The sequence below is a fragment of the Streptomyces mobaraensis genome (assembly GCF_020099395.1).
Lineage (GTDB): Bacteria > Actinomycetota > Actinomycetes > Streptomycetales > Streptomycetaceae > Streptomyces.
In genome coordinates this window covers 6,191,283-6,217,572 of the sequence record NZ_CP083590.1, presented here as the reverse complement: position 1 = coordinate 6,217,572, position 26,290 = coordinate 6,191,283, and the positions used below count along the sequence as shown (strand labels likewise).

The following is a 26,290-nucleotide window of genomic DNA, read 5'->3' as shown; positions in this document are numbered from 1 at the left end:
GCGGCCTGCTCCTGCCCGTGGTGCTGCGGCTGGGCGTCCCATATGCCCGGCTGGGTCACCGGCTCCGCGTCGGCCTGCGCGGCGTCGAGGTATTCGAGGCCGGGGCCCGGGACCTGGCCCGCGGCCGGGGAGCCCGGGGGGTGCGGGACCGGGGAGCCGACCGGCTGCTGCGGGGCGGCCGGGCCGCGGTCCGCGAGGGAGCGGACGACGCCGCTGGACGACGGGTCGGGCGGGCCCATGTGGAGCGGGCGGCGGGGCGCGGCGGGGGCGGCCGGCGGCGTGCGGACCTCTTCGAAGACGGCGGCGCCGGTGTCCCGGCCGCCCGTCTCATGGGTGCCGCCCTGGGCCGGCTGCTCGCTCCAGGCGCCCTGGGCGCCCGGCATCAGGAGCAGGTCGTCCTCGTCGGCGGCGTCCGGGTCGGCGAGGAACGCGTACGTGGAGGGTCCCGTCGTGGGGCGCCCGCGGGGCGCCTGGGGGACGGCGGGATGTGCCGGGATTCCGGTGTCGGCAGGAGCCGCGGCGTCCGCGGTGAGCGGGTGCCCGGGCGTCGCGCCTGCGTTCTCCGGCTGTCCCTCATCCGGGAACCGGCCGGTGTCGGTCATGCGTACCCCTCGCCCATCGGTAGTGCTCCTTCCAACCGCTCACGCCCATAGCAAGAACGAGCGTCCAACTCTCGCGGCACGTTGCGTGCCGCCCCGGTGCCACCCTGCCCTGCGCACCGCCAAAAAGGAGGGGCGTTCCGGACATTGGTGACTGTGGTCTTTGACACCGAGCCGCCGCACAACGATCCGCCAGCCTACCTTCCGCACGGCGTGTCGGGATCACGGGTGCGGGCGGCCCGGGGTCATGGATGCGGACGGCCCGGAGGTCACGGCTGCGGACGGCGGCCGCTCAGCAGGAAGGTGACGGACCGCTCGGCTTCGGTCCAGTCGGCGGTGTCCAGGCGCACGGCCTGGAGCAGGGTGCATTCGACGGCGTATCCGCCCTCGGTGAGCGCCCGTCCGATGGCCTCGGCCTCGTCGCGGGTGACGGCGTGCGCCACGATGGCCTCGGGGCGGCGGTCGGCGCAGGCGGCGACGACGGGTGCTCCGCCGCCGCCGACGCGGACGACGTCGGGTTCGGGCAGGTCCTCCAGGACGTGCGGCGCGGTGCCGTGCACGGTCTGGAGCTGGACGCCGTAGTGGCGGGCGGCGGCGAGTGTGCGGGCGCAGGCGTCGGCGTCGCGGTCGACGGCGATGACGGCCGCGCCGAACCGGGCGGCCTCGACGGCGGCGGCGCCGCTGCCGGAGCCGATGTCCCAGACGAGGTCGCCGACGCGGGGGGCGAGCCGGGCGAGTTGGGCGGCGCGCAGTTCGGTGCCCTCGCCCTCGCCGAGGACGGTGCCGTAGGCGTCGCCGGGCAGGGCCCAGCCGCGCGGGCCCGGGAGCCGCCCGGGGTCGCGGCCGGCGATCCAGCCGCCGGCGCGCTGGCCAGGGGCGGCGGGGGCGTCGTCGGGGCCCGTTCCGGCGCCGCCGATGACGATGACGACGTTGGGGTCGCGCCAGGCGTGGTCGGCGACCTTGTCGGAGGTCAGGACGGTGACGCGCTCGCGGGCGGTGCCCAGTTGCTCGCAGATGACGAAGGTGCGGTGGACCGGGCCGAGCAGCAGGGCCAGTTCGGCGGGGCCCGCGCCGGGCGAGGTGAGGACGGCGACCTTGGGGTGGGCGCGGCAGACGTTGACGGCCCGTCGCAGGTCGCGGCTGTGGGCGACGACGATCTGGGCGTCGTCCCAGGGCATGCCGGCCCGGGCGAAGGCGGCGGCGACGGAGGAGACGGCGGGCACCACCTCCACCTCCAGGCCGTGCTCGGGGGCGCGCAGGGCGCGGACGACGCCGAAGAAGCCGGGGTCGCCGTCGGCGAGGACGACGGCGGTGCCGCGGTGCCGGGCGATGCGGCGGGCGGCGAGGTCGACGCTGCCGAGCCGGACGCGTTCGGCGGCGGGCGGGATCTCGGGCAGCGCGAGGTGGTGCGCGGCTCCGGCGACGAGGGTGGCGGCGCCCACGGCGGAGCGGGCCGCCTCCGTCAGCGGTGAGCCGTCCCATCCGATCACCGTGACCCGGTCGGCCATCGTCGTCTGTCTCCTGGGGGTGTCTCGGGAGGGGGAAGTCCACAGTGGGGGTGCCCGCTTCCGCGGCGGGCATGGTGAGAGTACCCCGGCAGGTCCGGACCACCGCCCGGAGTGAGGGGCGGATGGTTGCGCGCGGGGGGCGTCAGCGCCAGCCGGGCGACCAGCCGGGGAACGCGGCGGCGTAGCCGGTGCCGTCCCCGGTGTGCCGGTCGCGTACCTCGTCGAGGTCCTCGGGGAGCAGGCTCCAGACGATGAGGTCGGTGCGGATGTCGGTCCAGCCGCCGTCCTCGGTGCGGCTGCGCGCTATCCAGGCGTTGCGGAGGACGCCCTCGCTGATGCAGCCGATCTTCTGGGCGACCTGTTGGGAGGCGGTGTTGTCGGCGGCGGTGCGGAGTTCGAGGCGTTCGAACTTCTGGTCCCGGAAGAGCCACTGGGCGACGGCGAGGACGGATTCACAGGCGTAGCCCTCGCCGCGGGCCCAGGGGGCGGTGACGTAGGCGATCTCGCTGGAGAGGGTGTGCCAGTCGGTGTGGTGGAGGCGCACGGTGCCGACGAGGCGGTGGGTGAGGAACTCGGTGACCGCAAAGACGATTCCGCGTCCCGAGACGCGTTCGGCGGGGGCGGTCCGGAGGACCCATTCGCGGGCGTCGGCGGTGGTGTACGGGTGCGGGGCGGACGTCCACGCGGTGATGAGCTCGTCGTTCATCATCTCGGTGAGCGCGGGGACGTCCGTCGCGTCGAACGGGCGCAGCACCAGCCGGTCCGTACTGATGGAGATGTCCGGAAAGGTGGAAGTCATGCGCTGCTCCAACGCCGGAGGGGGTCCCCCGCGCCGTGCGGGCGCGGGGAGGGTGGCCGGGTTCCGTCCCGGCGGTCGCGCCGGTCTCGGGTGCACCAGCATGCAGTATGGCCACAGTGGTGCGCCAAGCGCGGCGGCCCCGCGCACGCGTGGCGTGTGCGGGGCCTGCGTCCGCCGAGACGGCTGAGAGTACCGGCGGTTCCTGCGCTGCGCAGGGCGGGCGGCGCGATCCGGCGTCCGTTTCGGCCGTGAGCCGCCCGTTCGGACCGTCAGCTCTTGGCGGGGCCGAAGGCCGGGATGACGGCCCCGTTGCTGAACTTCTCCTCGATGAACTTCTTGACCTCGTCGGAGTTGAGCAGCTTGGCGAGCTTGACGATGCGCGGGTCCTGCTCGTTGCCCTTCTTCACGGCGAGGAAGTTGGCGTAGGGGTTGCCCTCGGCCTTCTCCAGGGCCAGGGAGTCCTTGGCCGGGTTGAGCTTGGCGCCGATGGCGAAGTTGCCGTTGATGACCGCGGCGTCCACGTCGGCGAGGCGGGCCGGGATCTGGGCGGCCTCGATCTCGGTGAACTTGATGCCCTTGTCGTCCTTGATGTCCTTGAGGGTGGCGCCGGCGCCCACGCCGTCCTTGAGCTCGATGACCTTGTTGTCGGCGAGCAGCTTGAGGGCGCGGCCCTCGTTGGTGACGTCGTTGGGGACGGCGATGGTGGCGCCGTCGCCGAGCTCGGAGGTCTTCTTGACCTTCTTGGAGTAGAGGCCCAGCGGCTCGATCTCGACGTTGACGACGGGGACGATGTCCGTCTTGTTCTTCTTGTTGAACTCGTCGAGGTACGGCTTGTGCTGGAAGAAGTTGCCGTCGACCTCACCGCTCTGGGTGGCCGTGTTCGGCACGTTGTAGTCGTTGAGCTCCTTCACCTCCAGCTTCAGGCCGGCGTCCTTCGCGAGGTGGTCGCGGACGAAGTTGAGGATGTCGCCGTGCGGCGTGGGGCTGGCCGCGATGACGAGTCTTGCCTCCGGATCGGCGTCCTTGCCCTTCTTGCCGGAGGACGTGGAGGTGTCGGAGGGGGCGCTGCAGGCGCTCAGGCCGAGGGTGAGCGCGGCGGCTGCCGCGAGGGCGGCGGAGAGCTTGACGGTGGTACGCACGAAGAGTGCCTCTTTCTTGTTCTCACGAGGTGATGCCACCCGGCAAAGGGTCCGGGCTCGTGGTGTCCCCGGGGCCGTCGACGGGCCCCGCGGAGGTTCAGGGGGCGTCGACGGCCGCCTTCGGCTCGTCGGCGGTGCGCTGGGCGGGGACGTCCGCGGTGGCCTTGGGGGCCTTGGCGGTCCGCAGGCGCCACAGGCCGCCGGGCGCGGTCTGCCGGCCGGTGCGGCGGGCGAGGCGGCGGACCGCGAGGTCGCCGGCCAGCTGGACGACGGTGACCAGGACGATCAGCAGCACGATGGTGATGTTCATCAGCCCGTGCTCCTGCCGCTGGTAGCCGTAGTTGATGGCGACCTGGCCGAGCCCGCCGCCGCCGACGGCGCCGGCCATGGCGGAGTAGCCGATGAGGGCGATCACGGTGGTGGTCAGGCCGGCCACGAGGGAGGCCAGGGCCTGCGGGAGCAGCACCTTGAAGATGATCGTCCAGGTGCCGCCGCCCATCGCCTGGACGGCCTCGATCAGTCCGCCGTCGACCTCGCGGAGGGAGGTCTCGACCAACCGGGCGAAGAACGGGATGGCGCCGATGGCCAGGGCGACGACCGCGGCGCTCGGGCCGATCGACGTACCGATGACCATGCGGCTGAAGGGGATCAGCCAGACGATCAGGATGATGAACGGCACGGACCGGGCGATGTTGACCACCGCGCCGACGACCTTGTTGACGACCAGGTTGCGGAGGAGTCCGCCGCGGTCGGTGAGGTAGAGCAGGATGCCCAGCGGCAGGCCGCCGACGACGGTCCAGACCGCGGACCACCACACCATGAAGAGGGTGTCGAGACAGGCGTCGCGCAGCAGTGGCTGCATCTCGTTCCAGGTCACTTGGCACCTTCCTTAAGGAGGGCGTCGGCCGCGGCCTCCGCACCGGCGGTCACGGGCGCCACCTCGACCTGGAGGCCCTGCTCGCGCAGGAAGCCGATGGGGACCACGTTCTCCTCGAAGCGGCCGGGCAGCTCGATGCGCATCCGGCCGACCTGGCGGCCGGCGACGGTGTCCATCGCGGCGCCGAGGATCGAGATGTCGATGTTGTACGTGCGCGAGAGCTGCGAGATGACGGGCTGGGTGGCCGCGTCGCCGTGGAAGGTGACGTCCACGACCGTGCGGTCGGGGCCGGACGGCTCGCCGCCCACGGGGAACAGCTCGGCGGCCAGCTCGGAGCCGGGCGTGGCCAGCAGCTCGGCGACGGTGCCGGACTCCAGGACCCGGCCCCCCTTCATCAGGGCCGCGGAGTCGCAGATGGACTTGACGACGTCCATCTCGTGGGTGATCAGCAGCACGGTCAGGCCGAGCTGCCGGTTGAGGTCGCGCAGCAGCTGGAGGATCGAGCGGGTGGTCTCCGGGTCGAGCGCGGAGGTCGACTCGTCGGAGAGCAGCACCTTGGGGTCGCCGGCCAGGGCGCGGGCGATGCCGACGCGCTGCTTCTGGCCGCCGGAGAGCTGGCCCGGGTACGCCTTGGCCTTGTCGGCGAGGCCGACCAGGTCCAGCAGCTCCAGGGCCTTGCGGGAGCGCTCCTTGCCGGACAGGCCGAGGATCTCCAGCGGGAGCTCGACGTTGGCCTGGACGGTCCGCGAGGACAGCAGGTTGAAGTGCTGGAAGACCATGCCGATGCGGCTGCGCGCCTGCCGGAGGGCGGCGCCGGCGCGCGGGCCGCGGCCGGCGAGCGCCGTGAGGTCCTCGCCGGCGACGGTGACCGTGCCGGACGTGGGCCGCTCCAGCAGGTTGACGCAGCGGATGAGCGTGGACTTGCCGGCGCCGCTCTGGCCGATGACGCCGTACACCTCGCCCTCCCGCACGTGCAGGTCGACGCCGTCGAGGGCGGTGACCTCGCGGCCGCGTGAGCGGTAGACCTTTGTCAGGCCCGTAGTGGTGATCACAGGGGTTTCCGTCACTGTCGAGTGCGCGGCTTGTGGGGCGCCGGCGCACGGGAATTCATTGCGGAACGCGGCGTGGGACCCCGTCGGCGGCCGTCGTCGTCGACGGCGGTGGCGGGGATCCGGTGTCGCGGAGGGTGGAGAGCGGGCGGTCCGGGAGCGGACGCGGGCTCTACGGGTCTCGCTTCGGGGCGCGAGGCTCGGAACGGGGGCCCTCAGCGGTCACACATTCGACACATGCGACGAGCAGCACCGGGCGTCGTCATCGCCTCGGTCGCAGAGATGCGGGTGCTCGTCGTGGTCATGCGGGCAAGTAAAACAGACGTACGCGCGAACAGGCCAAGGTTGTCCGAATGGCGGACATCTCCGGTCACCCCGTGGACAGTGCGGGCCGGGCGCGGCGGGCGCGCGGGGGCCGTCTAAAGTCGTCCCCATGCCTGTCACGCCCCATCCGCACGCCGGTGCCGCCCGGGGGTCACGGTGATCGACGCGCTGACGCTCGCGGTCGGTGTGACCGCTCTCGCGCTCGCCGCCTGGTGCGGCCACGCCGCGTACCGCGACCAGCCGACCAAGGACTGGCACTTCATCGGCATGGCCGTCGTCTCCGTCCTCGCCCTCGCCCAGCTGGTCGTCGGCGTGGTGCAGCTCACCCGGGGCGAGCGGCCCGTGAAGGGCACCGCCCTCTTCGTGGCGTACCTCCTGGGCGCCGCCGCGTGCGTGCCGGGCGCCGGATTCATGTCACTCGCCGAACGCACCCGCTGGGGGTCCGCCACCGTGGCCGCCGGCGCCGTCATCCTCGCCGTACTCCAGGTACGGCTCTACGACATCTGGGGAGGCTGACCGTGACCGAACCCGCCACCACCGCCGAGGGCGGCGGCCTGGGCAAGGGCCCGGGCCGACTGCTGGTCTGGCTGTACGGGGTGTTCACCGTGGCGGCGGCGTCGCGGTCCATCGTGCAGATGGCTCTGCACTTCGGGGACGCGCCGTTGGCGTACGTGCTGTCGGCTGTCGCCGCCGTGGTGTACGCGTTCATCACGTACTCGCTGGTGCGGGGTGGGGAGGGGGCTCGGCGGGTGGCGTTGGTGTGCTGCGCGCTGGAGTTGCTCGGGGTACTCACGGTGGGGACGTGGACCCTCGCGGATCCTGGGGCGTTCCCCGACGCGACCGTGTGGTCGGACTACGGGATGGGGTACCTGTTCATTCCGGTGATCCTGCCGGTGACGGCGATGGTGTGGTTGCGGCGGGCGCCGGTTTCCGCTGCGCGGTGAGGTTGCCCCGGTCCCGCCCTTTCTCCGTTTCTCGCGGGGGCCGGTCCCCGCACCCCCGAAGCGCCCCAGGAAACGGCGAATGGGGGTGCCCCCTCTGGGGGAGGGACCGGGGCGACCCTCACCCAGCCGCGGCCAGCTCCCCCACCTCAGCCGACTTCTCGAGCGTCACCACCGTCAGCGCCTTACTGACCACTTCCGTCCCCACCGCCTCATACCCCCGCTTCCTGCACAGCCGCAGCGTCAACTCGCTCCGGCGCCCGACGGCGAGGCGGAAGCGCCGTACAGAGCCGTCCGCGGCGAGGCGTTCTTCGATCGCGGCGAGCAACCGGCCTCCGAGGCCGTGCCGCCGCAGCCGGGGGTGGACGATGAGGCCGCTGAGCACAGCCGTGCCGGACGCGGCGTCGACCGCGGCCCGTACCGAGCCGACGACCTCCTCTCCGAGCCGGGCCACCAGCACGCACCCGGCGGCCAGTTCGGCCCGCAGCTCGTCGAGGGTCTGCGTCAGAGGGTCGAGGGAGTAGTCCCCGTACAGCTCGGCCTCCCCCTGGTAGCAGAGGTACTGGAGCTTCAGGATCCGTTCGGCGTCGTCCTCGGTCGCCGCCGCGATGGTCACGCTCATACCCATGTGCGCATGCCTCCCCTGGTCAGTCCCGTACGTTCCGTCTGACAGGAGCCGCCGCGGTACACGTCGCCTCCGTGGCGCCTGTTGTCTACCGCTCCCTTCCCCAAGGTCCAGGAGCCGCAATCGCCGCCGTCAGCATTCTGCGCAGGCATCCCAGGCAACGGGAACGGATCGGCCCCAAAGATCCTTGTGAGATACCCAACTCTCCTGCGATTTCTCGGTAGGTCGGGTCTCCGGGGGAGAGGAGGGCGCGCATCAGGCCGGGGCAGCGGCCGGGGAGGCGGCGGACCGCGGCGCGGAGTTCGCGGCGGGATTCGGCGGCCAGGACCGCTCGTTCGACACCGGATTCGAGGGCGCCGGCGTGGTCGGCCGGTTCGGCGGCGATCGGGTCGTACGGGACTTCGCGGCGGGCGAGGCGGCTCGCGGCGCGGGCCTCGGCGCGGACGGCGGCGCGTAACCGGAGGGCGGGCGGCTCGGGGCGACGGCGTCCGCGCCGTCCGCCGGGGACGCCGTCGCTCCGGTCGCTCAGCAGTCGGACCCAGACGGCCTGTTCGAGGTCGGCCGCGTCGATGCCAGCCGCCGGCGCCTCGGCGGCGCATTCGGCGGCCAGCAGCGGCCGGAGCGAGGTGACGAGGTCGTTCGGTGTCATGCCCGGCGGGACGTGGGCCCGCGTCCCGCCGGTTGCCGACCCTCACGGGCGTCACTCGTCCGTGTGGAATCCGTCGGGATTCCCGGGGTAACGGAGGCTTCAGCCCTTGCGCCCCTTCAGGAACTCCTCCCGCGCCAGCACCGCCGTGTCGCAGTTGTCCGAGAAGATGCCGTCGATCCCCGTCGCGTAGTAGGTCTTGAAGGCGCCGATGGCGTCGCCGTACGCGTTGGGGTCGGTGCCGCGCCGGAAGTCGGCGGGCAGGAAGCTGTTTTCGTTGCGCATGGTGTAGGGGTGCAGGACGAGGCCGGCCGCGTGCGCGTCACGGACGAGCGTGGTGGGCTTGGTGAGCCGGTCGTTCTTGTCCCGGGGGATGATCAGGTTGAGCCACGGGCCGATGCCCTGGGCGAAGCCGGAGACCCACTTCAGGCCCTTGGGGGTGATGAGGTCCGCGACCGTGCGCGGGTCCTTGGCCTCGACGAAGTCCCAGGGGCGGGTGGGCAGGTCGTCCAGGAGCAGGATCTTCGGGCAGTCGAGGCCGAGCCGGCCCAGCCGCTGGAGGCTGCTCGGCTCGAAGGACTGGAGGAAGGTATACGAGTTCCGGCCCGCGCGGCCGTACCGGCGCAGCAGCTTCGCGAGCCGCTCCTCCAGGCCCAGGCCCAGCTTGCGGAAGTAGGTGGGGTGCTTGGTCTCGACGTGCAGCCAGATCCGCCGGCCGCGCTTGCGCCCCTCCTCGTCGGCCCACTTGAGGACCTCCTCGAAGGTGGGCACGGTCCAGTGGCCGTCGTAGAGGGTGTTGTGCTGCCGGACCTGGGGCAGGCGTTCCTTCGCACGCAGGGTCTTGAGCTCGGCGAGGGTGAAGTCCTCGGTGAACCAGCCGGTGTGGGACTCACCGTCGACCGTCTTGGTGGTCTTGCGGGAGGCGAACTCCGGACGGGAGGAGACGTCGGTGGTGCCCGTGATGTCGTTCTCGTGGCGACAGACGAGATGGCCGTCCTTGGTGGGGACGACGTCCTGCTCGATGACGTCCGCGCCGTTCTCCAGGGCGAACCGGTAGGAGCCGAGGGTGTGCTCGGGCCGGTATCCGCTGCCGCCGCGGTGTCCGACGACCGTGGGCACCGGCAGGTCCCGCAGGCCACCGCCGCCGTGGCCGTGGCCCGGCCGCCGGTCACCGGCCGCCGTCGCCGAAGCCGCCGAGGGGGCCGCCGCCGCCATGCCCGCGCCGCCGCCGAGGGTGACCGCACCCGCGCCGAGGGCCGCCGCGGCCCCCAGCACCGAACGCCGGCCCGGCCGCTGCTCCTGCTGCATGTACATTCGCTCCTTCGTTCCGGAGCCGGTGGTTCCGGCTCCCTTTCGGACGCGCAGATCGTAGGTGCGTCCGTCTTGCGTACAGAAGGCCATGGTCGAAACGGAGTGAAAACTCACGTCAACACTGCGTATCGAGTCGGTTAACCCGGTGTGCGGAAAGGCCGTACCCGCGAGTATCGTCCTCACCTGCCACCAGGCCGCCCGGCCGTCGACCGACCGACCAAACCGAACAAGACCAAGACAAGACCGGAGGATCCGTGTCCCGCATCCTGCTCAAGGCGTTCCTCGGACTTCTCATGCGCGTCCTGTACCGCCCCAAGGTCGAGGGCATGGAGCGCATCCCCGCTTCCGGGCCGGTCATTCTCGCGGGGAACCACGTCACGTTCATCGACTCGCTGTTCCTGGCGCTGGTGGTCAAGCGGCAGGTGTTCTTCATCGGCAAGGACGAGTACGTGACGGGCAAGGGGCTCAAGGGCCGGCTGATGGCCTGGTTCTTCGGCGCCTCCGGCATGATCCCGGTGGACCGCGACGGCGGTCACGGCGGGGTCGCCGCGCTGATGACGGGCCGTCGGGTGCTGGAGGAGGGCAAGATCTTCGCGATCTACCCGGAGGGCACCCGCTCCCCCGACGGCCGCCTGTACCGCGGCCGGACGGGCGTCGCCCGCCTCGCGCTGATGACCGGCGCGCCCGTGGTGCCGTTCGCGATGATCGGCACCGACAAGGTGCAGCCGGGCGGCAAGGGCCGCCCGCACATCAGCCCGGTGACCGTCCGCTTCGGTGAGCCGCTGGACTTCGAGCGCTACGAGGGCATGGACCGCGACCGCTACGTCCTGCGGGCCGTCACCGACGAGGTGATGAGCCACGTCATGCGGCTGTCCGGCCAGGAGTACGTGGACATGTACGCCACCAAGGCCCGGGCGGCGAAGGCGGCCTGAGCCGGGCGCCCTCCGGGCGGCCGGTGGCCGTCAGGCCCCGCCGAGGCACCGCGGCTTGAAGCCCGGGTCGGCGGGGCCTTTCCGTGCCAGGGCGTTGAGCACCCACTGGTGGACGACCGGGTCCTTGGTCGCCTGGTCGTGCATGAACGGGTCGAGCGGGCACATGTCCTGGAGGACGACGTTGGTCAGCCGCTCGGCGGGGCCGGTCAGCAGGGCGCTGGTGTAGGGGATGACGACCTCGTCGTGCCGGGTGGTGATGACGGTGTAGTCGGGCCCGGCGGGCGTCTCCTCGCCGTCGTTGAGCTTCTTCAGCAGGTCGGATCCGACGCGCTGGTCCAGGCAGGACGGGCAGAAGGTGTACCCGGCGGGGATGGCCAGCGGGTTCTTGGTGCCGTGGTTGGAGGGGACGATGCCGATGAGGTCGTCCACCTTGTCGGCGCCGCCGAGGAACTTCACGTAGTAGCGCGGCATCATGCCGCCCTGGCTGTGGCCGACGATGTCGACCTTGGCCGCGCCGGTCGCGCCGCGGACGGCCTCGACGAAGTCGCGGAGTTCGGCCGCCGCCTGCGGGATGGGGTCGGTCTCCATGTGCCCGTAGTTGAAGGCGAAGACGCAGTAGCCGTTCTCCTTCAGCTTCGGGGAGAGCTTGGCCCAGTTCTCCGCCATGAGCTTGAACGTGCCGTTGACCAGGACGACGGGCTCCGGGTGGGCCGAATCCGGCTTGCAGGACCAGTCGTTGGCGCCCTTGGGCGGGATGTCGAGCACCGACGCCGCGGCGGGGGCCGCCGTGGCGGACATTCCGGTGAGGGTCAGGGTCGCGGTGGCCGCCGCGGCGAGCAGGGCTCTCACTTTGGTGCGCAGACGCATGGGGGTTCCTTCCGCACAAGGACGACGTCGACTGAGGGCGCCGGATACTTCTCGCCGAACCGCGTTCGGCAATACCGACCGGTAGTCGCAGATCGTTCCTGCGGGTAAGGAAACCGTCAAGGGACGGAACCGCCGGAAAAAGTCACACGGGCCGGGGCTTGCCGCCCCGGCCCGTGTGCGGTTAGCTCATCCGAGCCCTCTTCCGCTCACAAGCGGTGTCAGTGCTCGACGTCCCCGTCCGCGCTGTCCTCCAGGCGCTGTCCGCGCAGCAGGAACCACGCCGCCACCGCCGTCCCCAGCAGCACCACCGCGCCGACCGCGGACGCCAGCCGCAGCCCGTCGACGAACGCGTGCTGCGCGGAGCTCAGCAGAGCGGACCCGGCGTCGGCCGGCAGCGTCATCGCCGCCTTGACCGCCCCGCCCAGCGACTCGTGCGCGTCCGCCGCGGCAGCCGACGGCACCCCGGCCGGGACGGTGAAGTCCCGGTAGACGCCGGTGACGATCGAGCCCAGCAGCGCGATGCCGAGCGCCGCGCCCAGTTCGTACGCCGTCTCGGAGACGGCCGAGGCGGCGCCGGCCTGCTCCCTGGGAACGCTGGAGAGGATGACGTCGGCGGTGACGGTGAACGAGAAGCCCGCGCCGACGCCGACGACCAGCAGGACCGCCCCGAGCAGCGGGTAGGAGGTGTCGGTCCGCAGGGTGGCGATGACGGCGAGGGCGACGCCGATCGCCGCCAGGCCGCCGCCCACCACCGACCGTACCGACCAGCGGCGGGCCGCCTGCCCGGCGAGCAGGCCGGCCGTCACCGCGCCGACGGCGGCCGGGAGTTCGGCCAGGCCGGCCTCCAGCGGGTCGCGGTCCTGCACCAGCTGGAGGAACTGCGACAGGAAGAAGACCATGCCGGACAGGCCCAGCACCGTCAGCAGGTCGGCCAGGACGGCGGCCGAGAAGCCCCGGTTGCGGAAGAGGCGCATGTCCAGCAGGGGCGCGGGCAGCCGGAGCTGCCGGCGGACGAACCAGGCCAGGGCCCCCACGCCGACGACCGCCGCGACGGCGATCCCGGCGCTGATCCCGTGCGTGGCGCCCTCCTTGATCGCGTAGACGACGCCCACGATGCCGGCCATCGACAGGACGACGCTCAGCAGGTCCCAGGGACCGGGCGACGGGTCGCGCGACTCGGGCAGCAGCTTGACGCCGACGAGCACCAGCACCGCCATGACCGGCAGGTTGATCAGGAAGACCGAGCCCCACCAGTAGTTCTCCAGCAGGAACCCGCCGACCACCGGGCCCACGGCCGCGCCGGCGGAGGCCATCGCGCCCCAGATGCCGATGGCGAGGCTGCGTTCGCGCGGGTCGTGGAAGAGGTTGCGGATCAGCGCCAGGGTGGACGGCATCAGGGTCGCGCCGGCGACGCCCAGCAGCGCACGGGCGGCGATCATCATCTCCGGGCTGGAGGCGTACGCGTTGAGGACCGACACCGCGCCGAACGCGACGGCACCGCTGAGCAGCAGCTTCTTGCGTCCGATGCGGTCGCCCAGGCTGCCCATGGAGACCAGCAGACCGGCGATGACGAAGGAGTAGATGTCGCCGATCCACAGCAGCTGCGTGCCCGTGGGCTTCAGGTCCTCGCTGAGGAACGGGGTCGCCAGGCCGAGGACGGTGGCGTCGACGGCGACCAGCAGCACGGCCAGGACGAGGACGGCGAGGGCCAGCCAGCGGCCCCGGTAGGGGGCCTCCCCGGACCCGGGGGCGTTCGAGGGCTGGGTGATCGTTCGCTGGCCGCTCATCGTTCCATCCTCCGTCGCGCGCCGCCGAGCAGCAGCTCGGAGACCATCCGGGTGCGGTCCTTGGCCGCCACCCGGCCGTCCTGGACCGCCCAGGCGCCGATGCCGATCAGCCCGTAGAGCGCCTCGGTGAGCCAGGCGGCCGAGAGGTCCAGACGGATCGCGCCCTCCTCCTGGCCCCGGGTGAAGAGCCGCTGGACGCGGGTGTCGAGCCGCTTCCAGCCCTCGTTGCCGCCGTTCTCGTAGAGCTGGTTCTCGGTGAAGAGGAACGCGAGGATGCCGGAGACCGGCTCGGACAGGGCGATCAGCCGGGCGACCGCCTCGGCCGCGTCCCCCTCCTCCGGCCGCGCCGCGTCGAGCGCCCGCTCGAACTGCTCGATCCCCAGGTCCTCCAGCGCCCGGACGAGCGCGTCACGCCCGGCGAAGTGCCGGTGCAGCGTGGCCCGGCTGATCCCCGCCGCTCTCGCGATCTCGTCCATGGAGGCCGTCGCCTTGCGGGTGAGCAGGGACGCGGCCGCGTTCAGTACGTGCTGTCGGTCGAGCCTCATGAGACGAGGGTAACCCGAATGAGACGTTCATGTCTCATTCGGGGCTGTGATGTCTCGCGCTGCGCGCGGTGAGGGTGCCCCGGTCCCGCCCCTTCACCGTTTCTTGCGGGGGCAAGCCCCCGCACCCCCGAAACCGCGCTCCGCGCGGTTGTCCTCAAACTCCCCCAGAGGGGGGACCCCCAACGGGCTGAATTCAGCCCGTCCGGCGTTTGAGGACGAGCGGCGCAGCCGCGACAAGGGGGTCTGGGGCGCAGCCCCAGGAAACGGCGAAAGGGCGGGACCGGGGCACACCCCCCGCAGGGGTCACCCCCGCCGCTTCGCGCCCGCCCACTCCCGCTGCACCACCAGCTCCGCCTTCACCTCGGCCAGCTGCGCGGCGACCGCGGAAGGCGCCGTACCGCCCCGCCCGCTACGGGAAGCGAGCGACCCCGGAACGTCCAGAACGGTCCGCACCTCCGGCGTCAAATGCGGCGAGATCGCCGCGAACTCCTCGTCCGTGAGCCCGTCGAGCTCGATCCCCCGCCGCTCACACACCTTCACGCACTCCCCCGCCACCTCATGCGCCACCCGGAACGGCACCCCCTGCCGCACCAGCCACTCCGCGATGTCCGTGGCCAGCGAGAACCCGGCAGGCGCCAGCTCCTCCATGCGCTCCCGGTGCACGGTGAGCGTCGCCATCATCCCGGTGAAGGCGGGCAGCAGGATCTCCAGCTGGTCGCAGGAGTCGAAGACCGGCTCCTTGTCCTCCTGGAGGTCGCGGTTGTAGGCGAGCGGCAGCGCCTTGAGCGTCGCGAGCAGCCCGGTCAGATTGCCGATCAGCCGCCCCGACTTGCCGCGCGCCAGCTCCGCGATGTCCGGGTTCTTCTTCTGCGGCATGATCGACGAGCCGGTCGAGAACGCGTCGTGGAGGGTGACGAAGGAGAACTCCTTCGTGTTCCAGATGATGATCTCCTCGGCGATCCGCGAGAGATCGATCCCGATCATCGCCGTGATGAACGCGAACTCGGCGACGAAGTCCCGGGACGCCGTGCCGTCGATGGAGTTGCCCACCGAGCCGCGCTCGAAGCCGAGGTCGGCGGCGACCGCCTCCGGGTCGAGGCCGAGTGAGGACCCGGCGAGGGCGCCGGCGCCGTACGGGGAGACGGCCGTCCGCTCGTCCCACTGCCGCAGCCGTTCCGCGTCCCGGCCGAGCGCCTGGACGTGGGCGAGGACGTGGTGGGCGAAGAGGACGGGCTGGGCGTGCTGGAGGTGGGTCCGGCCGGGCATCGCCACGTCCTGGTGTGCCTCGGCGAGGCCGACGAGCGCTTCCTGGAGCTCGGTGAGCAGTCCGCCGATGATCCGCGCGTGGTCGCGCAGGTACATCCGGAAGAGGGTGGCGACCTGGTCGTTGCGGGAGCGTCCGGCGCGCAGCTTGCCGCCGAGGTCGGGGCCGAGCCGTTCGAGGAGGCCGCGCTCCAGCGCGGTGTGGACGTCCTCGTCGGCGACGGTGCCGGTGAAGGCGCCGGTGGCCACGTCGGCCTCCAGCCGGTCGAGCCCGTCCAGCATCGCGGCGAGCTCGTCGGCGGTCAGCAGGCCGGCCTGGTGCAGCACGCGGGCGTGGGCGCGGGAACCGGCGATGTCGTAGGGGGCCAGGCGCCAGTCGAAGTGGACGGACGCGGACAGCTTGGCCAGCGCCTCGGCCGGGCCGTCGGCGAAGCGGCCGCCCCAGAGGCGGACATCGTCGTTGGTGCCGGTGCTCACGTGCGTGCTCCTCGTGGGTGGTGATGGAGGGCGGCCGGCCGCCGTCGGGGTGTCGGGCGGAGGGATACGGCGGCCGGCCCGTCGGTCAGACCAGGTCCCGCTTGGCGGCGATCTTCGACGAGAGGCCGAAGATCTCGATGAAGCCCTTGGAGAGCGACTGGTCGAAGGTGTCACCCGTGTCGTAGGTGGCGAGGTTGAAGTCGTAGAGCGACTTGGCGGACTTCCGGCCGGTGACGACGGCCCGGCCGCCGTGCAGGGTCATCCGGATGTCGCCGCTGACGTGCTCGTTGGCCTCGGCGATGAAACCGTCCAGCGCCCGCTTGAGCGGCGAGAACCACAGCCCGTCGTAGACCAGTTCGCTCCACCGCTGCTCGACCTGCCGCTTGTAGCGGGCGAGTTCGCGCTCGACGGTGACGCTCTCCAGCTCCTGGTGGGCGGTGATCAGCGCGATGGCGCCGGGCGCCTCGTAGATCTCCCGGGACTTGATGCCCACGAGCCGGTCCTCGACCATGTCGATCCGGCCGATGCCCTGGGCGCCCGCCCGCTCGTTGAGCTGCTGGATCGCCTGGAGGACGGTGACGGCCTGGCCGTCGATCGCGACCGGGACGCCGGCCTCGAAGGTGATGACGACCTCGTCGGCGTCGCGCGGGGTGGCCGGGTTGGCCGTGTAGTCGTAGACGTCCTCGATGGGCGCGTTCCAGATGTCCTCCAGGAAGCCGGTCTCGACGGCCCGGCCGAAGACGTTCTGGTCGATCGAGTACGGCGACTTCTTGGTGGTGGCGATCGGCAGGCCCTTGGCCTCGCAGAAGGCGATGGCCTTGTCCCGGGTCATGGCGTAGTCCCGGACGGGCGCGATGCACTTCAGGTCCGGCGCGAGCGAGGAGATCCCGGCCTCGAACCGCACCTGGTCGTTGCCCTTGCCGGTGCAGCCGTGGGCGACCGTGGTGGCGCCGTGCTTCCGCGCGGCGGCGACGAGGTGCTTGACGATCGTCGGCCGGGAGAGGGCGGAGACCAGCGGGTACCGGTCCATGTAGAGGGCGTTGGCCTTGATCGCCGGGAGGCAGTACTCCTCGGCGAACTCGTCCTTGGCGTCGGCGACCTCCGCCTCCACCGCACCGCAGGCGAGCGCGCGCTTGCGGATGACGTCCAGGTCCTCGCCGCCCTGGCCGACGTCCACGGCGACGGCGATGACCTCGGCGCCCGTCTCCTCGGCGATCCAGCCGATGGCGACGGAGGTGTCCAGGCCGCCCGAGTAGGCGAGTACGACGCGCTCGGTCACGGGATTCTCCTTACGTGCATCACATGCGGTGGTAGGCATAACTATGCAGTGCGCCGTATGTTTCGTCAAGGGCTCGAAAGGGTGAATCAAGCGGGCACGGGTATCGGCGGGGCGTTCTACGATGCGAGTATCGCGAGGCCCGAGTAGGGGAGGCAGACCATGACTGCGCAGCTTGAGCGCCCGCACAACGCGCGGATGGAGTCCCCGCACGACGCGGGGATCGAATCCATGCGGAACGCCATCGAACGCGTGTCGCCGCTGCTCAAGGGCTTCAAGATCGAGGCAGTGGGGGACCGGGTCATCATGACTCCGCAGAGCAGCGTTCGGAGCTGGACCGTCTTCGACGTCCAGACCGCAATCGTCGCGTCCGGTGTCGACAGGCAACGCGTCCTGAATGATGTGGAGTTCGGCTTCCCCGGGGAGCCCGATCGGTGCCCGGACGTGGCGATCACCGACGACGGATCGACAGACCCGTACTCGCATGAAGATCTCTTGGCCGCGATCGAGATCGTCTCGTCGAAGAACGACAAGAACGACTACGTGGTCAAGACGCGGCAGTACGCCCGCTTCGGCGTGCCCGCGTACCTCATCATCGACCCGTTCCGCGGCGAGTGCGACCTGCTCACCAACCCCAGGGACGACGCTTACGCCTCCCGGCAGACGTACAAGTACGGCGACACCATCCCGCTGCGCCTGCAGGACGGCGCCGAGATCGAGATCCCCACCGCCTCCTTCAAGCGCCGGAGCTGAGCCCGACCCGGCCCGTCCCCCTTTCCCGCCGGATCTACGATCACCTTTGGACGATCGAAACGACCGGAACGGGAGCACTCCCCTCTATGAACCGCGAGTACGGCCTCGCCTACGCGACCCTACGGGCCGCCCGCTCCGGGGACGACGTCCCGTTCGACGCCGCCGATGCGGCGGCATGGATCGACTTCGACTACGGCGTGCGCGAGCGCCTGCTCTGGGAAAACCCGTCCGTCGACTGGCTGCGCACCGGCGAGTCCGCGCCCGGCGGCGCGGCGGTGGCGGTCGCGCTGTGCCATCCCGACGGGCGGGTGCGCGAGGCGGCGCTGTGGCGGCCGGAAGCGGCCCGGTTCCCGGCGCTGGTGGTGCTGCGGTGCGCGGACTGGGCGGGGCCGGTGCGGGAGGAGGCGCGGAGGGTGCTGGCCGGGTCACTGCCCGGCACCCCGCCGAGCGTCGTGGCGCTCGTCGCGGCCACCGCTCTGCGCGCGGCCGTCCGGCAGCGGGGCGACTTCGCCCGTGACCTGGTCATGTCGTTCGTCCGGAGCCCCGAGCGGATCGACGTGCTGCTGGCGTGCCCGGACCGGGAAGCCCGCCGGCTGGGGTACCGGGTGGCCATCGAGGAGGAGCACCTGTCCGCCGCCGAGCTGGCGCGGGCCGCGGCCACGGACCCCGACGTCGTCGTCCAGGACCTGTGCGCGGACGCCGCGCTCGCCCGTACCCGGGACGGTGACCCCGACGGCGTCCTGCGCCCGCTGCTGGCCTCCCGGCAGCCGCGCGTCCGCGCCGCCGCCGTGACCGCGTTGCGGCGGACCGGCGAGACCGAGGAGGCGGCCCGCTTCCTCACCGACCGCTCCGGGCTGGTCCGCGCCTGCGCCCGCTGGGTGCTGCGGCGGCACGGCGTGGACCCGCTGCCGCTGCACCGGGCCGCCTGCGCCGGCCCCGACGTCCTCCCCGGCGCGCCCGCCGGGCTGGGCGAGACCGGGACGCGCGCGGACGCGGCGCTGCTGTGGCCGCTGCTGGGCCACCCGCGCCCGGCCGTACGGGCGAAGGCCGTCGCCGCCCTGCGCGCACTGGACGCGTGCGAGCCCGCGCGGCTGGAACCGCTGCTGGACGACCCGTCGGCCTCCGTCGTCCGCGAGGCGACGACGGCGCTCCTGCCCGCCGCCGCCCGGCTCCCCGAGGACTGGCTGTACGACCGGCTGACGGACGACCGCCCCCGGCACGTCCGCGTCTCCGCCTTCCGGCTGCTGTCCGCGCACCACTCGACCGCCCGGTTGCGCTGCTTCCTCCGGCTGTCGGACGCCGAGGATCCGATGCTGCGCGAGCGGGCCCTGACCGCCCTCGGCGGCTGGGCTCCCGCCGGCGCCCGGGCGGCCTACCGGGCCCTGCCCGGGCCCCGGCGCGCCGAGCTGGACGCGTTGCTGGAGCGGGCCGCGGCCGGGCCGGGCGAGGGGCAGGTCAAACGGGTCCGCTGGTTCCTGACGGCCTCCCGCTGACCTCGGAGGGGCCTCCCTCCCCGGCCCTCCGGGGAGCCCGCCCGCCCCCGGATTTGGATCACGGCGCGGAACAGGATATTTTCTTTCTGCACGCCCCACCGGGACGAAAACCGGAGGGAACGGGCAAACGGGACGTGGCGCAGCTTGGTAGCGCACTTGACTGGGGGTCAAGGGGTCGTGGGTTCAAATCCCGCCGTCCCGACACGGTGAAAGAAGCCTCTGATCAGCGGGAAACCGCAGGTCAGAGGCTTCTTTCGTAAGGGTCGGCAGCCGCTTCGCAGGAACGGGCGCGGGCTTTGGGACCACCTTGGGGCCAGGGGCCTCTTCGGCGGGGCAACAGCTGAGGCGGCGGCGGTCAGGTTGATTGACAAGCGGCCGGGTGCAGGTACCCCGGGTGGCGGTGATCGAACCGTGTCCGGCCATCACGCGGAGCACGGGGACGCCGGCGTCGGCCGTCCACCTCAGACCGGCATGCCGGAGGTCGCGCCGGCGGAGGTGCTCGTGGCCGAGATGGACGACGACTTCGTCCCAGCGGGTGGCGTGGCACAGGATGCCGGTGGTGGCGCGTCGCCACACGCCCGGTGAAGAGTCGGGCCATCGGGTCATGCGACAGCATCGAGGCCCGCCGCGCTTGTGCAGCGGCACGGATTCGAGCGTGCGGCCAAAGCCCACGAAAAAAAGGGGGGTACCTCGTGATCGTAACTTCCTACAGTCAAGCCCTGGCTCTTATGGTCGATGTTGTGCCCGAGACGGCGAGTCTGCTCCAGGAGGAGACCGATATGCCGCTCCACGAGGCGCTTCGTGACGAAGATTTCACGCTCGGCTACTTCAATCTCCTCGGATGGGTACTGTCCTACCAGCTTCTGATGCCTCAGATTCGTGCGGAAGATCCGGATCGCGATCTCGTGGCGCGCTGCTTCGCCTTCGTCGAGAAGCTGCTGGAGAGTCCGGAGGACGGGATTCGATCGGCTGCGTGTTTCCAGTGTTTGGAGCCGCTTCTCGACGCGACGAACATGCTGGTGACAGCGCTTCCGTTCATGGGAGAGCGAACGCGGGAAGAGGCCGCGAAGATGGTGCGGTTCTACGCCGTCGAAGTGGATGACCATACGCGCAGGGAGCTGGGGCTGTAGCTCTTTCGCGTCCCGGTGAAATGAGGGGCGGGAGCCGTCGACGGCTCCCGCCCCTCAGCTCATTCGAGGCCCGCGAGCCCCGCACCTCAGGTCGTCGGCAATGCCGGAAAGTAGTCCAGCTTGCCCCCAGCCGAGACAGGCAGCGCCCCGTCAGTCGAGCAGGGGAACTGAGAAGGCGCGGCGTACGGGGTCGGGGACGAAGGGCAGCAGCAGTACTTGGGAGGCCGGGTTCCTGGTGGCCTGCGGCACCGGCGCGGCCCCGGGGCGGGTCGCGGCCACAAGTCGGGCGTCGCGACGGTTTGGGACCACACCGGGCCGCCCGCGCGCGTCCGAGACACCGAGCCCCCCTCCCCGCCGGCCGTCGATCCGGCTGCCGTGATTCCGCTTCTGGGCCTCCGCGCCATCCACCACGACGTGCCCGGCTACCAGACCGGCGGTAACCCTGACTTTTGGTCAAGTAACACACGTTCTTTACTGCGACCCCTTACCTACGTCCCTTATGCTGCCGTCACATGTGAGACGCGTGTGATCGGGGAGGGCGGCGTCGCAGATGGGATCTCGCGATCGGTTCGGGGGAACGAGCGGGTCGGGAAACGGCGCCGAGGGGGATGGCAGACAGGGGGCCGGCGAGCCGGACGACACCCGACACCGGGAATCGACGGAGTTCCCGGGTCCTCCGACGCCCTGGCTGGCCCGCATGCTCTTCGTCGGCGTCCTGATCTCGTATCCGAGCATGTGCATGCTCAACCTCAGCGAGGTGGTGGGCCTGGGCAGGCTGTTCTGGGCCGGCGGGGTGATCGTCGTCCTCTGCGGCCTCCAGTGCGCCCACTCCTCGTCGACGATCAGGGGCCGCCTGGGCCGCTGCGCCTACCTGACGCTGGCCGCGCAAGGGGTCCTCACCTTTCTGCCGCTCACGGTCTTCGGGTTCTACTGGGTGACGATGGCCGGCCTCTTCGTCGGATCGGTTCTCGTGGTGCTGCCGCCCCGCCTGACCTGGGCGCTGTTCGGCCTGCTGGGTGTCGTGCTGCTGGCCATCACTGTCCACCACGGCTACGGGTGGGTGGAGTGCGTCTACTGGACCCTGGGGATGGAAGGCTGCGGTTTCATCGTCTTCGGCCTCTCTCACCTCTCCAAGCGCATCCGCGATCTCCGCGACGCCCGGACCGAGTTGGCCCAGGCCGCCGTGACCAGGGAACGTCTGGCCTTCGCCCGTGACGTGAACGACCTGCTCGGCAGCAGCCTTTCCGCCATCACCCTCAAGAGCGAGCTCGTCCGCCGCCTCATCCCCACCCGCCCCGACCGGGCCGTCGACGAGGTCGCCGGGGTGCTGACCGTCTCCCGGCAGGCGCTCTCCAACGTCCGTGCCGTCACCAAGGGCTACCGCGACATGTCGCTGGAGCGCGAGATCACCTCCGCGCGCGAGGTGCTCGGCTCCGCCGACGTCGACGTGCGGACCCGCGTCGCGGTGGGGACCGTGGACCGCCGGGCCGAGACCGCCCTCGCGGCGGTCCTGCGGGAGGCCGTCACCAACGTCCTGCGCCACAGCCGGGCCACCACCTGCGACATCACCGCCGCCCGCACGGAGCACGGGGTAATCCGCCTGTCGGTGACCAACGACGGCGCCGCTTCCGCCCCGCTCGCTCCCTCCGAGGGCGACGGCACCGGGCTGGGCAGCCTGGCCGCCCGGCTCCGGGCCCTCGGCGGCGGCCTGACCGCGGACCGTACCGCCGACGGCAGGTTCCGCCTGGTCGCCGAGGTGCCGGCCGAACACGCGGAGGCGCCCACCGCGCACCACCGCCCGAACGACCGCGGAAGCCTCTTCCCCACGCCGGCGTCCCGGACGGCGCTGGGCATCTCCGTCGCCGTGCTGGTGAACTACGTGGTGACCATCGCCATGAACATCCTGCGCCGGGACCTGTCCGCCACCGCCACCCTGGCCTGCCTCACCGGCCTGGTCGTGAGCGCGGCGATCCAGTGCGTCCACTTCTGCCCGCGCGCCCGCCGCCGGCTGGGCCGCCGCGCGTACGTCACCCTGGGCGTCCAAGGGGTGCTGGCCTACCTGCCGGTCGTCGTGCTCGGGCAGTGGTGGGGGTCCATGGCCGGATTCTTCTGCGGCTCGCTGCTGCTGCTCCTGCCCTCCCGGCCGGCCTGGGTGCTGTACTGGGTGGCGGGGCTGAGCCTGCCCGTCTCCGCCTGCTTCGGCGGCCAGGCCGGCTCGTGGTGCTACTACTACGGCCAGTCCACGCTGCTCTGCGGCATCGTCGTCTATGCGATCGCCCATTTCTACGACGTGATCTGGCAGTTGCACCGCACCCGCGACGAACTCGCCCGCGCCGCCGTCGCCCAGGAGCGACTGCGCTTCGCCCGCGACCTGCACGATCTCCTCGGCTACAGCCTCTCCTCCATCACGCTCAAGAGCGAGCTGGTCCGCCGCCTCATCCCGGTCCGGCCCGAGCAGGCGATGGCGGAGGCCGACGAGGTGCTGGCCGTCGCCCGGCAGTCGCTCGCCGACGTACGGACCGTCGTCAGCGGCTACCGCGATCTGTGCCTGGAGGACGAGATCGCCTCCGCGCGCTCGGTGTTGTCCTCCGCAGGGATCGCCCTGTACGTCGAGTGCGCGCCCGGTTCCGTCGGACCGGAGGCGGACACCGTGCTCGCCACCGTGCTGCGCGAGGCCGTCACCAACCTGCTGCGCCACAGCAAGGCGCGGCACTGCACGCTCTCCGTGACCCGGACGTCCGACGGCCGTGTCCGGCTGACGGTTCGCAACGACGGTGCCGCAGCCGCCCACCGCGACCCCTCGCCCGACGGCGGCAGCGGTCTCGGCAACCTCACCGCGCGGCTGGAGGCGATCGGCGGGCGGCTGAGGTACGGGCATGGGGAGAACGGAACGTTCCGGTTGACCGCGGAGGCTCCCGCGCGGTGCCCCACGCTCCCCTCCCACCCCGGGGCCCCCGTAAAGGAGCGTGCGTTGGCGGCGCGTTGATAAGATCACGGACCTTGCGGGACCTCATCGGACGCCGGTCCCGCGGCACGCTACAGACGAGGGCACCCCGTGATACGGATACTTCTGGCCGAGGACATGCACATGGTCCGCGGAGCGCTCGTGGCCCTGCTCGACCTCGAACCGGACATCGAGGTCGTGTGCCAGCTGGAGCGTGGTGACGAGATCGTCGAGGCCGCGCTCCGGCACCGGCCCGACGTGGCGGTCATCGACATCGACCTGCCGGGGACCGACGGGCTCACCGCCGCCGCCGAGTTGCGCGAGCGGCTGCCCGAGTGCCGCACTCTCATCCTCACCAACCTCGGCCGTCCCGGCACCCTGCGCCGCGCCCTCGCCGCCCACGTCTCCGGCTACCTCCTCAAGGACGCGCCGCCGGACGAACTCGCCACCGCCATCCGCCGGGTGGCCGAGGGCCGGCGCTCCATCGACCCCGAACTGGCCCTCGCCGCCTGGGGCGGTGCCGAGAGCCCGCTGACCGCCCGCGAGACCGAGGTGCTGCGCCTGGCGGCGGAGGGCGCCGAGGCCGGGGAGATCGCGTCCCGGCTCCACCTCTCCGCGGGGACCGTCCGCAACTACCTGACGACCGTGGTCACCAAGCTCAACGCCCGCAACCGGGTGGACGCCATCCGGATCGCCCGGGACTCGGGCTGGCTCACGTAGGCGACAGCCGCCCCGGCGACGGCGGAAGCCCTGTGTCCACGACCCGCCCTGAACTCGGGTCGTGGACACAGGGCGGTACAGGGCGGTATGGAGCCCGCGGTCGCTGCCTGGAGCTGCCTGAACAGCTCTACTTGAACAGGCGGTCCGCGCTGGTGGCCATCCGGTGCGTCCCGCCGTGGCGGCCCACCCAGTCGCGGATGAGCTTGATGGCGTTGGCGCACTGCCAGCCGTTGTCGTACTCGTGCTCACCGGTGAAGTGGCCGTAGCCCGCGATGATGCCGTCCACCCGCGCGTCGCCCAGCAGCTTGTCGACGTACCACGGGTCGTTGTACGTGGTCGTCCAGGACAGCGTGGCCGCGAGGCGGCCGGCGGAGCGGTCCGCGGCGCCCTTCTTCAGTTCGGCACAGGTGTTGTAGGAGGGTTCCGTACAGTTGCCGAAGCCGTTGGGGATGTTGGTGTCGCCGTAGTCCATCACCCGGCGGCCGTTCGGGAACCCGGCGCCGGACCGGTTGAAGGCGTCGATCACCTTGTCGCGGGCCCCGGTCGTCGTGATGCCCTCCAGCTTGCCCAGCTTTCCCTCCAGGCTCTTCCAGCCCCGGCCGCCGACGTCCGGGTTGCTGCCGCCGTGGTACTCGTAGAAGCCGTACAGCACCTGGATCCCCGCGGCCGTCAGCCGCTGCGCCTTGTCGCGCAGCCCGGCGACGCTGCAGGTGCGGTTGGGCTGTTCGCCGCAGTAGTTGGGGTCCTTGATGTCCAGCCAGACCAAGGCCAGCCGGCGCCCCGCGTTGGCGTTGGAGAGGATGCGGTCGATCATGCTGTCGAAGCTGGGGCCCCGCCGGTTCTCGCCGGCCGAGGAGCAGTCGTGGTAGGCGCGCCATTCGTTGGGGTTCCACCAGGCGCAGACGTCGATCTCGATGGCGTTGGCACCGTGGTTGAGCGCGGCGTCCACGCCTTCCACGGTGTCGACGCGGTGCGCGATGGCGTAGATCGCGTGCCGCTGGTCGGCCGCCGCCGCCGGCGTCGGTCCGAGCGCGGTGGCGCCGACGATCCCGCACAGTGCCGCCAGCAGCGCGAGCACCGCCCGCGGGCCGGTGGTGCGTCGAAGGTGAGTGGTCAAGGAAGGCGCTCCTTCACGTGTCACGTGGGTCCCGTCCTGAACGTGTGATCACCCGAGCTTGCGGGACAACGCCGTCCGGCCGCCATGCGGACCGGCTACTTCGGGACACGGGAACGTGAACGCGGGCCACAGGCAGGGGAGACGGGGTCCGCCTGGAACGCCGGGGTGGGACGCCGAGGTGGAACGGCCAGCGGAACGCCCGGAGCTTGCGCGCGGGGGGGCGGACGAGTCGCGTGAGACGCGGGTGGCGGGAGAGCTGCGGGTGAGAGGGGACGCGTGCCGCGACGGACAGCCGGGACGGCCGCGGGACGGTCGCGCGGCACACCCTCACCCCACCCGCAGCCTGCCCCGCTCCCCCGCCGGCGCGAGCATCTCCGCCGCGGCCAGATAGGCCAGAATCTCCTGGGTCATCTCCCGCGGCAACGGCAGCCCGGCGGACGCCGCTTCGGGCGTCACCGGCCAGGCGAGCATGCCGAGCACCCACACGGCCTCCGGCCGGTGCAGCACCACGCGGTACCGGGCGTCGGCGCGTTCCAGCGTGAACCCGGACCGCCAGGGCGTCAGTACGGCGTCGGCCGGCAGCCGTACGGGGGTCTCCTCCGGGAGCCGGGCCGGTGCGAACGAGGCGGTCCTGGCCACCGGGGAGACGGAGAGTAAAGGGCCCTTGAGGTCGTCCACGCCGAGCGTCCGCACGATCAGGTGCGACAGCCGGCCCACCACCCGCATCATGATGACCCGGCCCGGGTCCGGCCCGTCGCCCCGCCGCCGCCCGCGACCCTGACCGGGGCCGGAGCCCTGACCGGGGCCGGAGCCCGGCCCGGAGCCCGGAAGCTGCCCGGGTCCGCCGCCGCCCCGCTTCCCCGTCTCTACGTTCGCCAGCAGGACCGGCCCCAGCTCCATCCGCCGCAGCGCCTCCCGCACCGCGGGCACCGGCCGGTCGATCCACTCCGCCCCCCAGCGGCCCCTGATCACCATCGCACCGCCGGCCCGGTGCTCGACCACCACGTCCTCGCTCAGTGACCACAGGTGCAGCACGCGGTGCCCGGTGCCGATCTGCATCGTCCCTCTCCCCCCGGCCCCCCTGTCGCGCTCAGTATGCGATCAGTCGCCCATCAGGTGACAGCCATACGGTCATCCCGGTGGTGTGAAGTTTTCACATGACGCGGTC

25 protein-coding genes and 1 tRNA gene are annotated in these 26,290 nt (G+C 71.8%); 10 read left to right on the top strand and 16 right to left on the bottom strand.

The features are described 5' to 3' along the window. The first annotated feature begins 17 nt into the window (after positions 1-17). Positions 18-653, top strand: coding sequence for a hypothetical protein (locus K7I03_RS27515; RefSeq protein ID WP_224347760.1), 636 nt, complete (start codon positions 18-20; stop codon positions 651-653). A 215-nt stretch (positions 654-868) separates the two neighbouring features. On the opposite strand, the gene cbiE is transcribed toward K7I03_RS27515, so the two are convergent. From cbiE to K7I03_RS27490, 5 genes are all read right to left on the bottom strand, one after another. Beyond that, positions 869-2,107 (bottom strand): precorrin-6y C5,15-methyltransferase (decarboxylating) subunit CbiE, encoded by a 1,239-nt coding sequence (cbiE, locus tag K7I03_RS27510; RefSeq protein WP_185945883.1) that lies wholly within the window; start codon positions 2,105-2,107, stop codon positions 869-871. Positions 2,108-2,249: 142 nt separating this feature from the next. Further along, the gene (locus tag K7I03_RS27505; protein WP_185945882.1) at positions 2,250-2,906 is read right to left on the bottom strand and encodes a GNAT family N-acetyltransferase; all 657 of its coding nucleotides are present in this window, start codon (positions 2,904-2,906) and stop codon (positions 2,250-2,252) included. A 269-nt stretch (positions 2,907-3,175) separates the two neighbouring features. Next, positions 3,176-4,045 (bottom strand): MetQ/NlpA family ABC transporter substrate-binding protein, encoded by an 870-nt coding sequence (locus tag K7I03_RS27500; RefSeq protein ID WP_185945881.1) that lies wholly within the window; start codon positions 4,043-4,045, stop codon positions 3,176-3,178. Positions 4,046-4,142: 97 nt separating this feature from the next. Further along, positions 4,143-4,922 carry a methionine ABC transporter permease gene (locus K7I03_RS27495; protein WP_185945880.1) on the bottom strand — a complete coding sequence of 260 codons (780 nt, stop codon included), beginning with the start codon at positions 4,920-4,922 and terminating at the stop codon, positions 4,143-4,145. Beyond that, the gene (locus K7I03_RS27490) at positions 4,919-5,974 is read right to left on the bottom strand and encodes a methionine ABC transporter ATP-binding protein (protein ID WP_185945879.1); all 1,056 of its coding nucleotides are present in this window, start codon (positions 5,972-5,974) and stop codon (positions 4,919-4,921) included. The genes K7I03_RS27495 and K7I03_RS27490 overlap by 4 nt, the downstream gene beginning before the upstream one ends. A gap of 477 nt (positions 5,975-6,451) precedes the next feature. Here K7I03_RS27490 and K7I03_RS27485 point away from each other — a divergent pair, with 477 nt between their 5' ends. Together K7I03_RS27485 and K7I03_RS27480 are read left to right on the top strand one after the other, a co-directional pair. Continuing rightward, positions 6,452-6,811, top strand: a complete 360-nt coding sequence (locus tag K7I03_RS27485; protein ID WP_185945878.1) for a hypothetical protein — start codon at positions 6,452-6,454, stop codon at positions 6,809-6,811. A 2-nt stretch (positions 6,812-6,813) separates the two neighbouring features. Then, positions 6,814-7,239 carry a hypothetical protein gene (locus tag K7I03_RS27480; RefSeq protein ID WP_185945877.1) on the top strand — a complete coding sequence of 142 codons (426 nt, stop codon included), beginning with the start codon at positions 6,814-6,816 and terminating at the stop codon, positions 7,237-7,239. 118 nt (positions 7,240-7,357) lie between these two features. Here the strand turns inward: K7I03_RS27480 and K7I03_RS27475 are convergent, their stop codons facing one another. The 3 genes from K7I03_RS27475 to K7I03_RS27465 all read right to left on the bottom strand — a co-directional run bounded on the left by K7I03_RS27475 (position 7,358) and on the right by K7I03_RS27465 (position 9,815). After that, positions 7,358-7,864, bottom strand: a complete 507-nt coding sequence (locus tag K7I03_RS27475) for a GNAT family N-acetyltransferase (protein WP_185945876.1) — start codon at positions 7,862-7,864, stop codon at positions 7,358-7,360. Between the two features lie 85 nt (positions 7,865-7,949). Continuing rightward, positions 7,950-8,510: an RNA polymerase sigma factor gene (locus K7I03_RS27470; protein WP_185945875.1), complete on the bottom strand. Its 561-nt coding sequence runs from the start codon at positions 8,508-8,510 to the stop codon at positions 7,950-7,952. Positions 8,511-8,609: 99 nt separating this feature from the next. Continuing rightward, positions 8,610-9,815 carry a glycerophosphodiester phosphodiesterase gene (locus tag K7I03_RS27465; protein ID WP_185945874.1) on the bottom strand — a complete coding sequence of 402 codons (1,206 nt, stop codon included), beginning with the start codon at positions 9,813-9,815 and terminating at the stop codon, positions 8,610-8,612. 257 nt (positions 9,816-10,072) lie between these two features. Here K7I03_RS27465 and K7I03_RS27460 point away from each other — a divergent pair, with 257 nt between their 5' ends. Beyond that, on the top strand, positions 10,073-10,750 hold the full coding sequence (locus K7I03_RS27460; protein ID WP_185945873.1) for a lysophospholipid acyltransferase family protein: 678 nt from the start codon (positions 10,073-10,075) through the stop codon (positions 10,748-10,750). A 30-nt stretch (positions 10,751-10,780) separates the two neighbouring features. Here K7I03_RS27460 and K7I03_RS27455 read toward each other — a convergent pair whose 3' ends face one another. From K7I03_RS27455 to K7I03_RS27435, 5 genes are all read right to left on the bottom strand, one after another. Further along, entirely contained in the window at positions 10,781-11,617 is an 837-nt protein-coding gene (locus K7I03_RS27455) for an alpha/beta fold hydrolase (protein WP_185945872.1), read from the bottom strand. Between the two features lie 218 nt (positions 11,618-11,835). Further along, the gene (locus K7I03_RS27450) at positions 11,836-13,404 is read right to left on the bottom strand and encodes an MFS transporter (RefSeq protein WP_224347242.1); all 1,569 of its coding nucleotides are present in this window, start codon (positions 13,402-13,404) and stop codon (positions 11,836-11,838) included. Next, positions 13,401-13,949, bottom strand: a complete 549-nt coding sequence (locus K7I03_RS27445) for a TetR/AcrR family transcriptional regulator (protein ID WP_185945871.1) — start codon at positions 13,947-13,949, stop codon at positions 13,401-13,403. The genes K7I03_RS27450 and K7I03_RS27445 overlap by 4 nt, the downstream gene beginning before the upstream one ends. Positions 13,950-14,252: 303 nt before the next feature. Then, the gene (gene argH, locus K7I03_RS27440; protein ID WP_185945870.1) at positions 14,253-15,689 is read right to left on the bottom strand and encodes an argininosuccinate lyase; all 1,437 of its coding nucleotides are present in this window, start codon (positions 15,687-15,689) and stop codon (positions 14,253-14,255) included. 85 nt (positions 15,690-15,774) lie between these two features. Next, positions 15,775-16,968 (bottom strand): argininosuccinate synthase, encoded by a 1,194-nt coding sequence (locus tag K7I03_RS27435; protein ID WP_185945869.1) that lies wholly within the window; start codon positions 16,966-16,968, stop codon positions 15,775-15,777. Between the two features lie 159 nt (positions 16,969-17,127). Between K7I03_RS27435 and K7I03_RS27430 the strand changes: the two genes are divergently transcribed. The 4 genes from K7I03_RS27430 (at position 17,128) to K7I03_RS27415 (ending at position 20,341) form a co-directional block, all read left to right on the top strand. Further along, positions 17,128-17,718: a Uma2 family endonuclease gene (locus K7I03_RS27430; RefSeq protein WP_185945868.1), complete on the top strand. Its 591-nt coding sequence runs from the start codon at positions 17,128-17,130 to the stop codon at positions 17,716-17,718. Positions 17,719-17,804: 86 nt separating this feature from the next. Then, positions 17,805-19,211, top strand: a complete 1,407-nt coding sequence (locus K7I03_RS27425; RefSeq protein ID WP_185945867.1) for a HEAT repeat domain-containing protein — start codon at positions 17,805-17,807, stop codon at positions 19,209-19,211. A 128-nt stretch (positions 19,212-19,339) separates the two neighbouring features. Continuing rightward, a tRNA-Pro gene (locus tag K7I03_RS27420) sits at positions 19,340-19,413 on the top strand. A 490-nt stretch (positions 19,414-19,903) separates the two neighbouring features. Next, complete coding sequence (locus tag K7I03_RS27415; RefSeq protein WP_185945866.1) at positions 19,904-20,341, top strand: hypothetical protein; 438 nt, start codon at positions 19,904-19,906, stop codon at positions 20,339-20,341. A gap of 150 nt (positions 20,342-20,491) precedes the next feature. Here the strand turns inward: K7I03_RS27415 and K7I03_RS33935 are convergent, their stop codons facing one another. Further along, positions 20,492-20,620: a hypothetical protein gene (locus K7I03_RS33935; RefSeq protein WP_260630454.1), complete on the bottom strand. Its 129-nt coding sequence runs from the start codon at positions 20,618-20,620 to the stop codon at positions 20,492-20,494. A gap of 418 nt (positions 20,621-21,038) precedes the next feature. Between K7I03_RS33935 and K7I03_RS27410 the strand changes: the two genes are divergently transcribed. Both K7I03_RS27410 and K7I03_RS27405 read left to right on the top strand, forming a co-directional pair. Next, the gene (locus K7I03_RS27410; RefSeq protein WP_185945865.1) at positions 21,039-23,327 is read left to right on the top strand and encodes a sensor histidine kinase; all 2,289 of its coding nucleotides are present in this window, start codon (positions 21,039-21,041) and stop codon (positions 23,325-23,327) included. A 69-nt stretch (positions 23,328-23,396) separates the two neighbouring features. Next, entirely contained in the window at positions 23,397-24,005 is a 609-nt protein-coding gene (locus K7I03_RS27405) for a response regulator transcription factor (RefSeq protein WP_185945864.1), read from the top strand. Positions 24,006-24,132: 127 nt separating this feature from the next. On the opposite strand, the gene K7I03_RS27400 is transcribed toward K7I03_RS27405, so the two are convergent. Together K7I03_RS27400 and K7I03_RS27395 are read right to left on the bottom strand one after the other, a co-directional pair. Then, on the bottom strand, positions 24,133-25,122 hold the full coding sequence (locus K7I03_RS27400) for a glycerophosphodiester phosphodiesterase family protein (protein WP_185945863.1): 990 nt from the start codon (positions 25,120-25,122) through the stop codon (positions 24,133-24,135). 327 nt (positions 25,123-25,449) lie between these two features. Beyond that, complete coding sequence (locus K7I03_RS27395) at positions 25,450-26,181, bottom strand: NADH oxidase (protein WP_185945862.1); 732 nt, start codon at positions 26,179-26,181, stop codon at positions 25,450-25,452. Positions 26,182-26,290 lie beyond the last annotated feature (109 nt).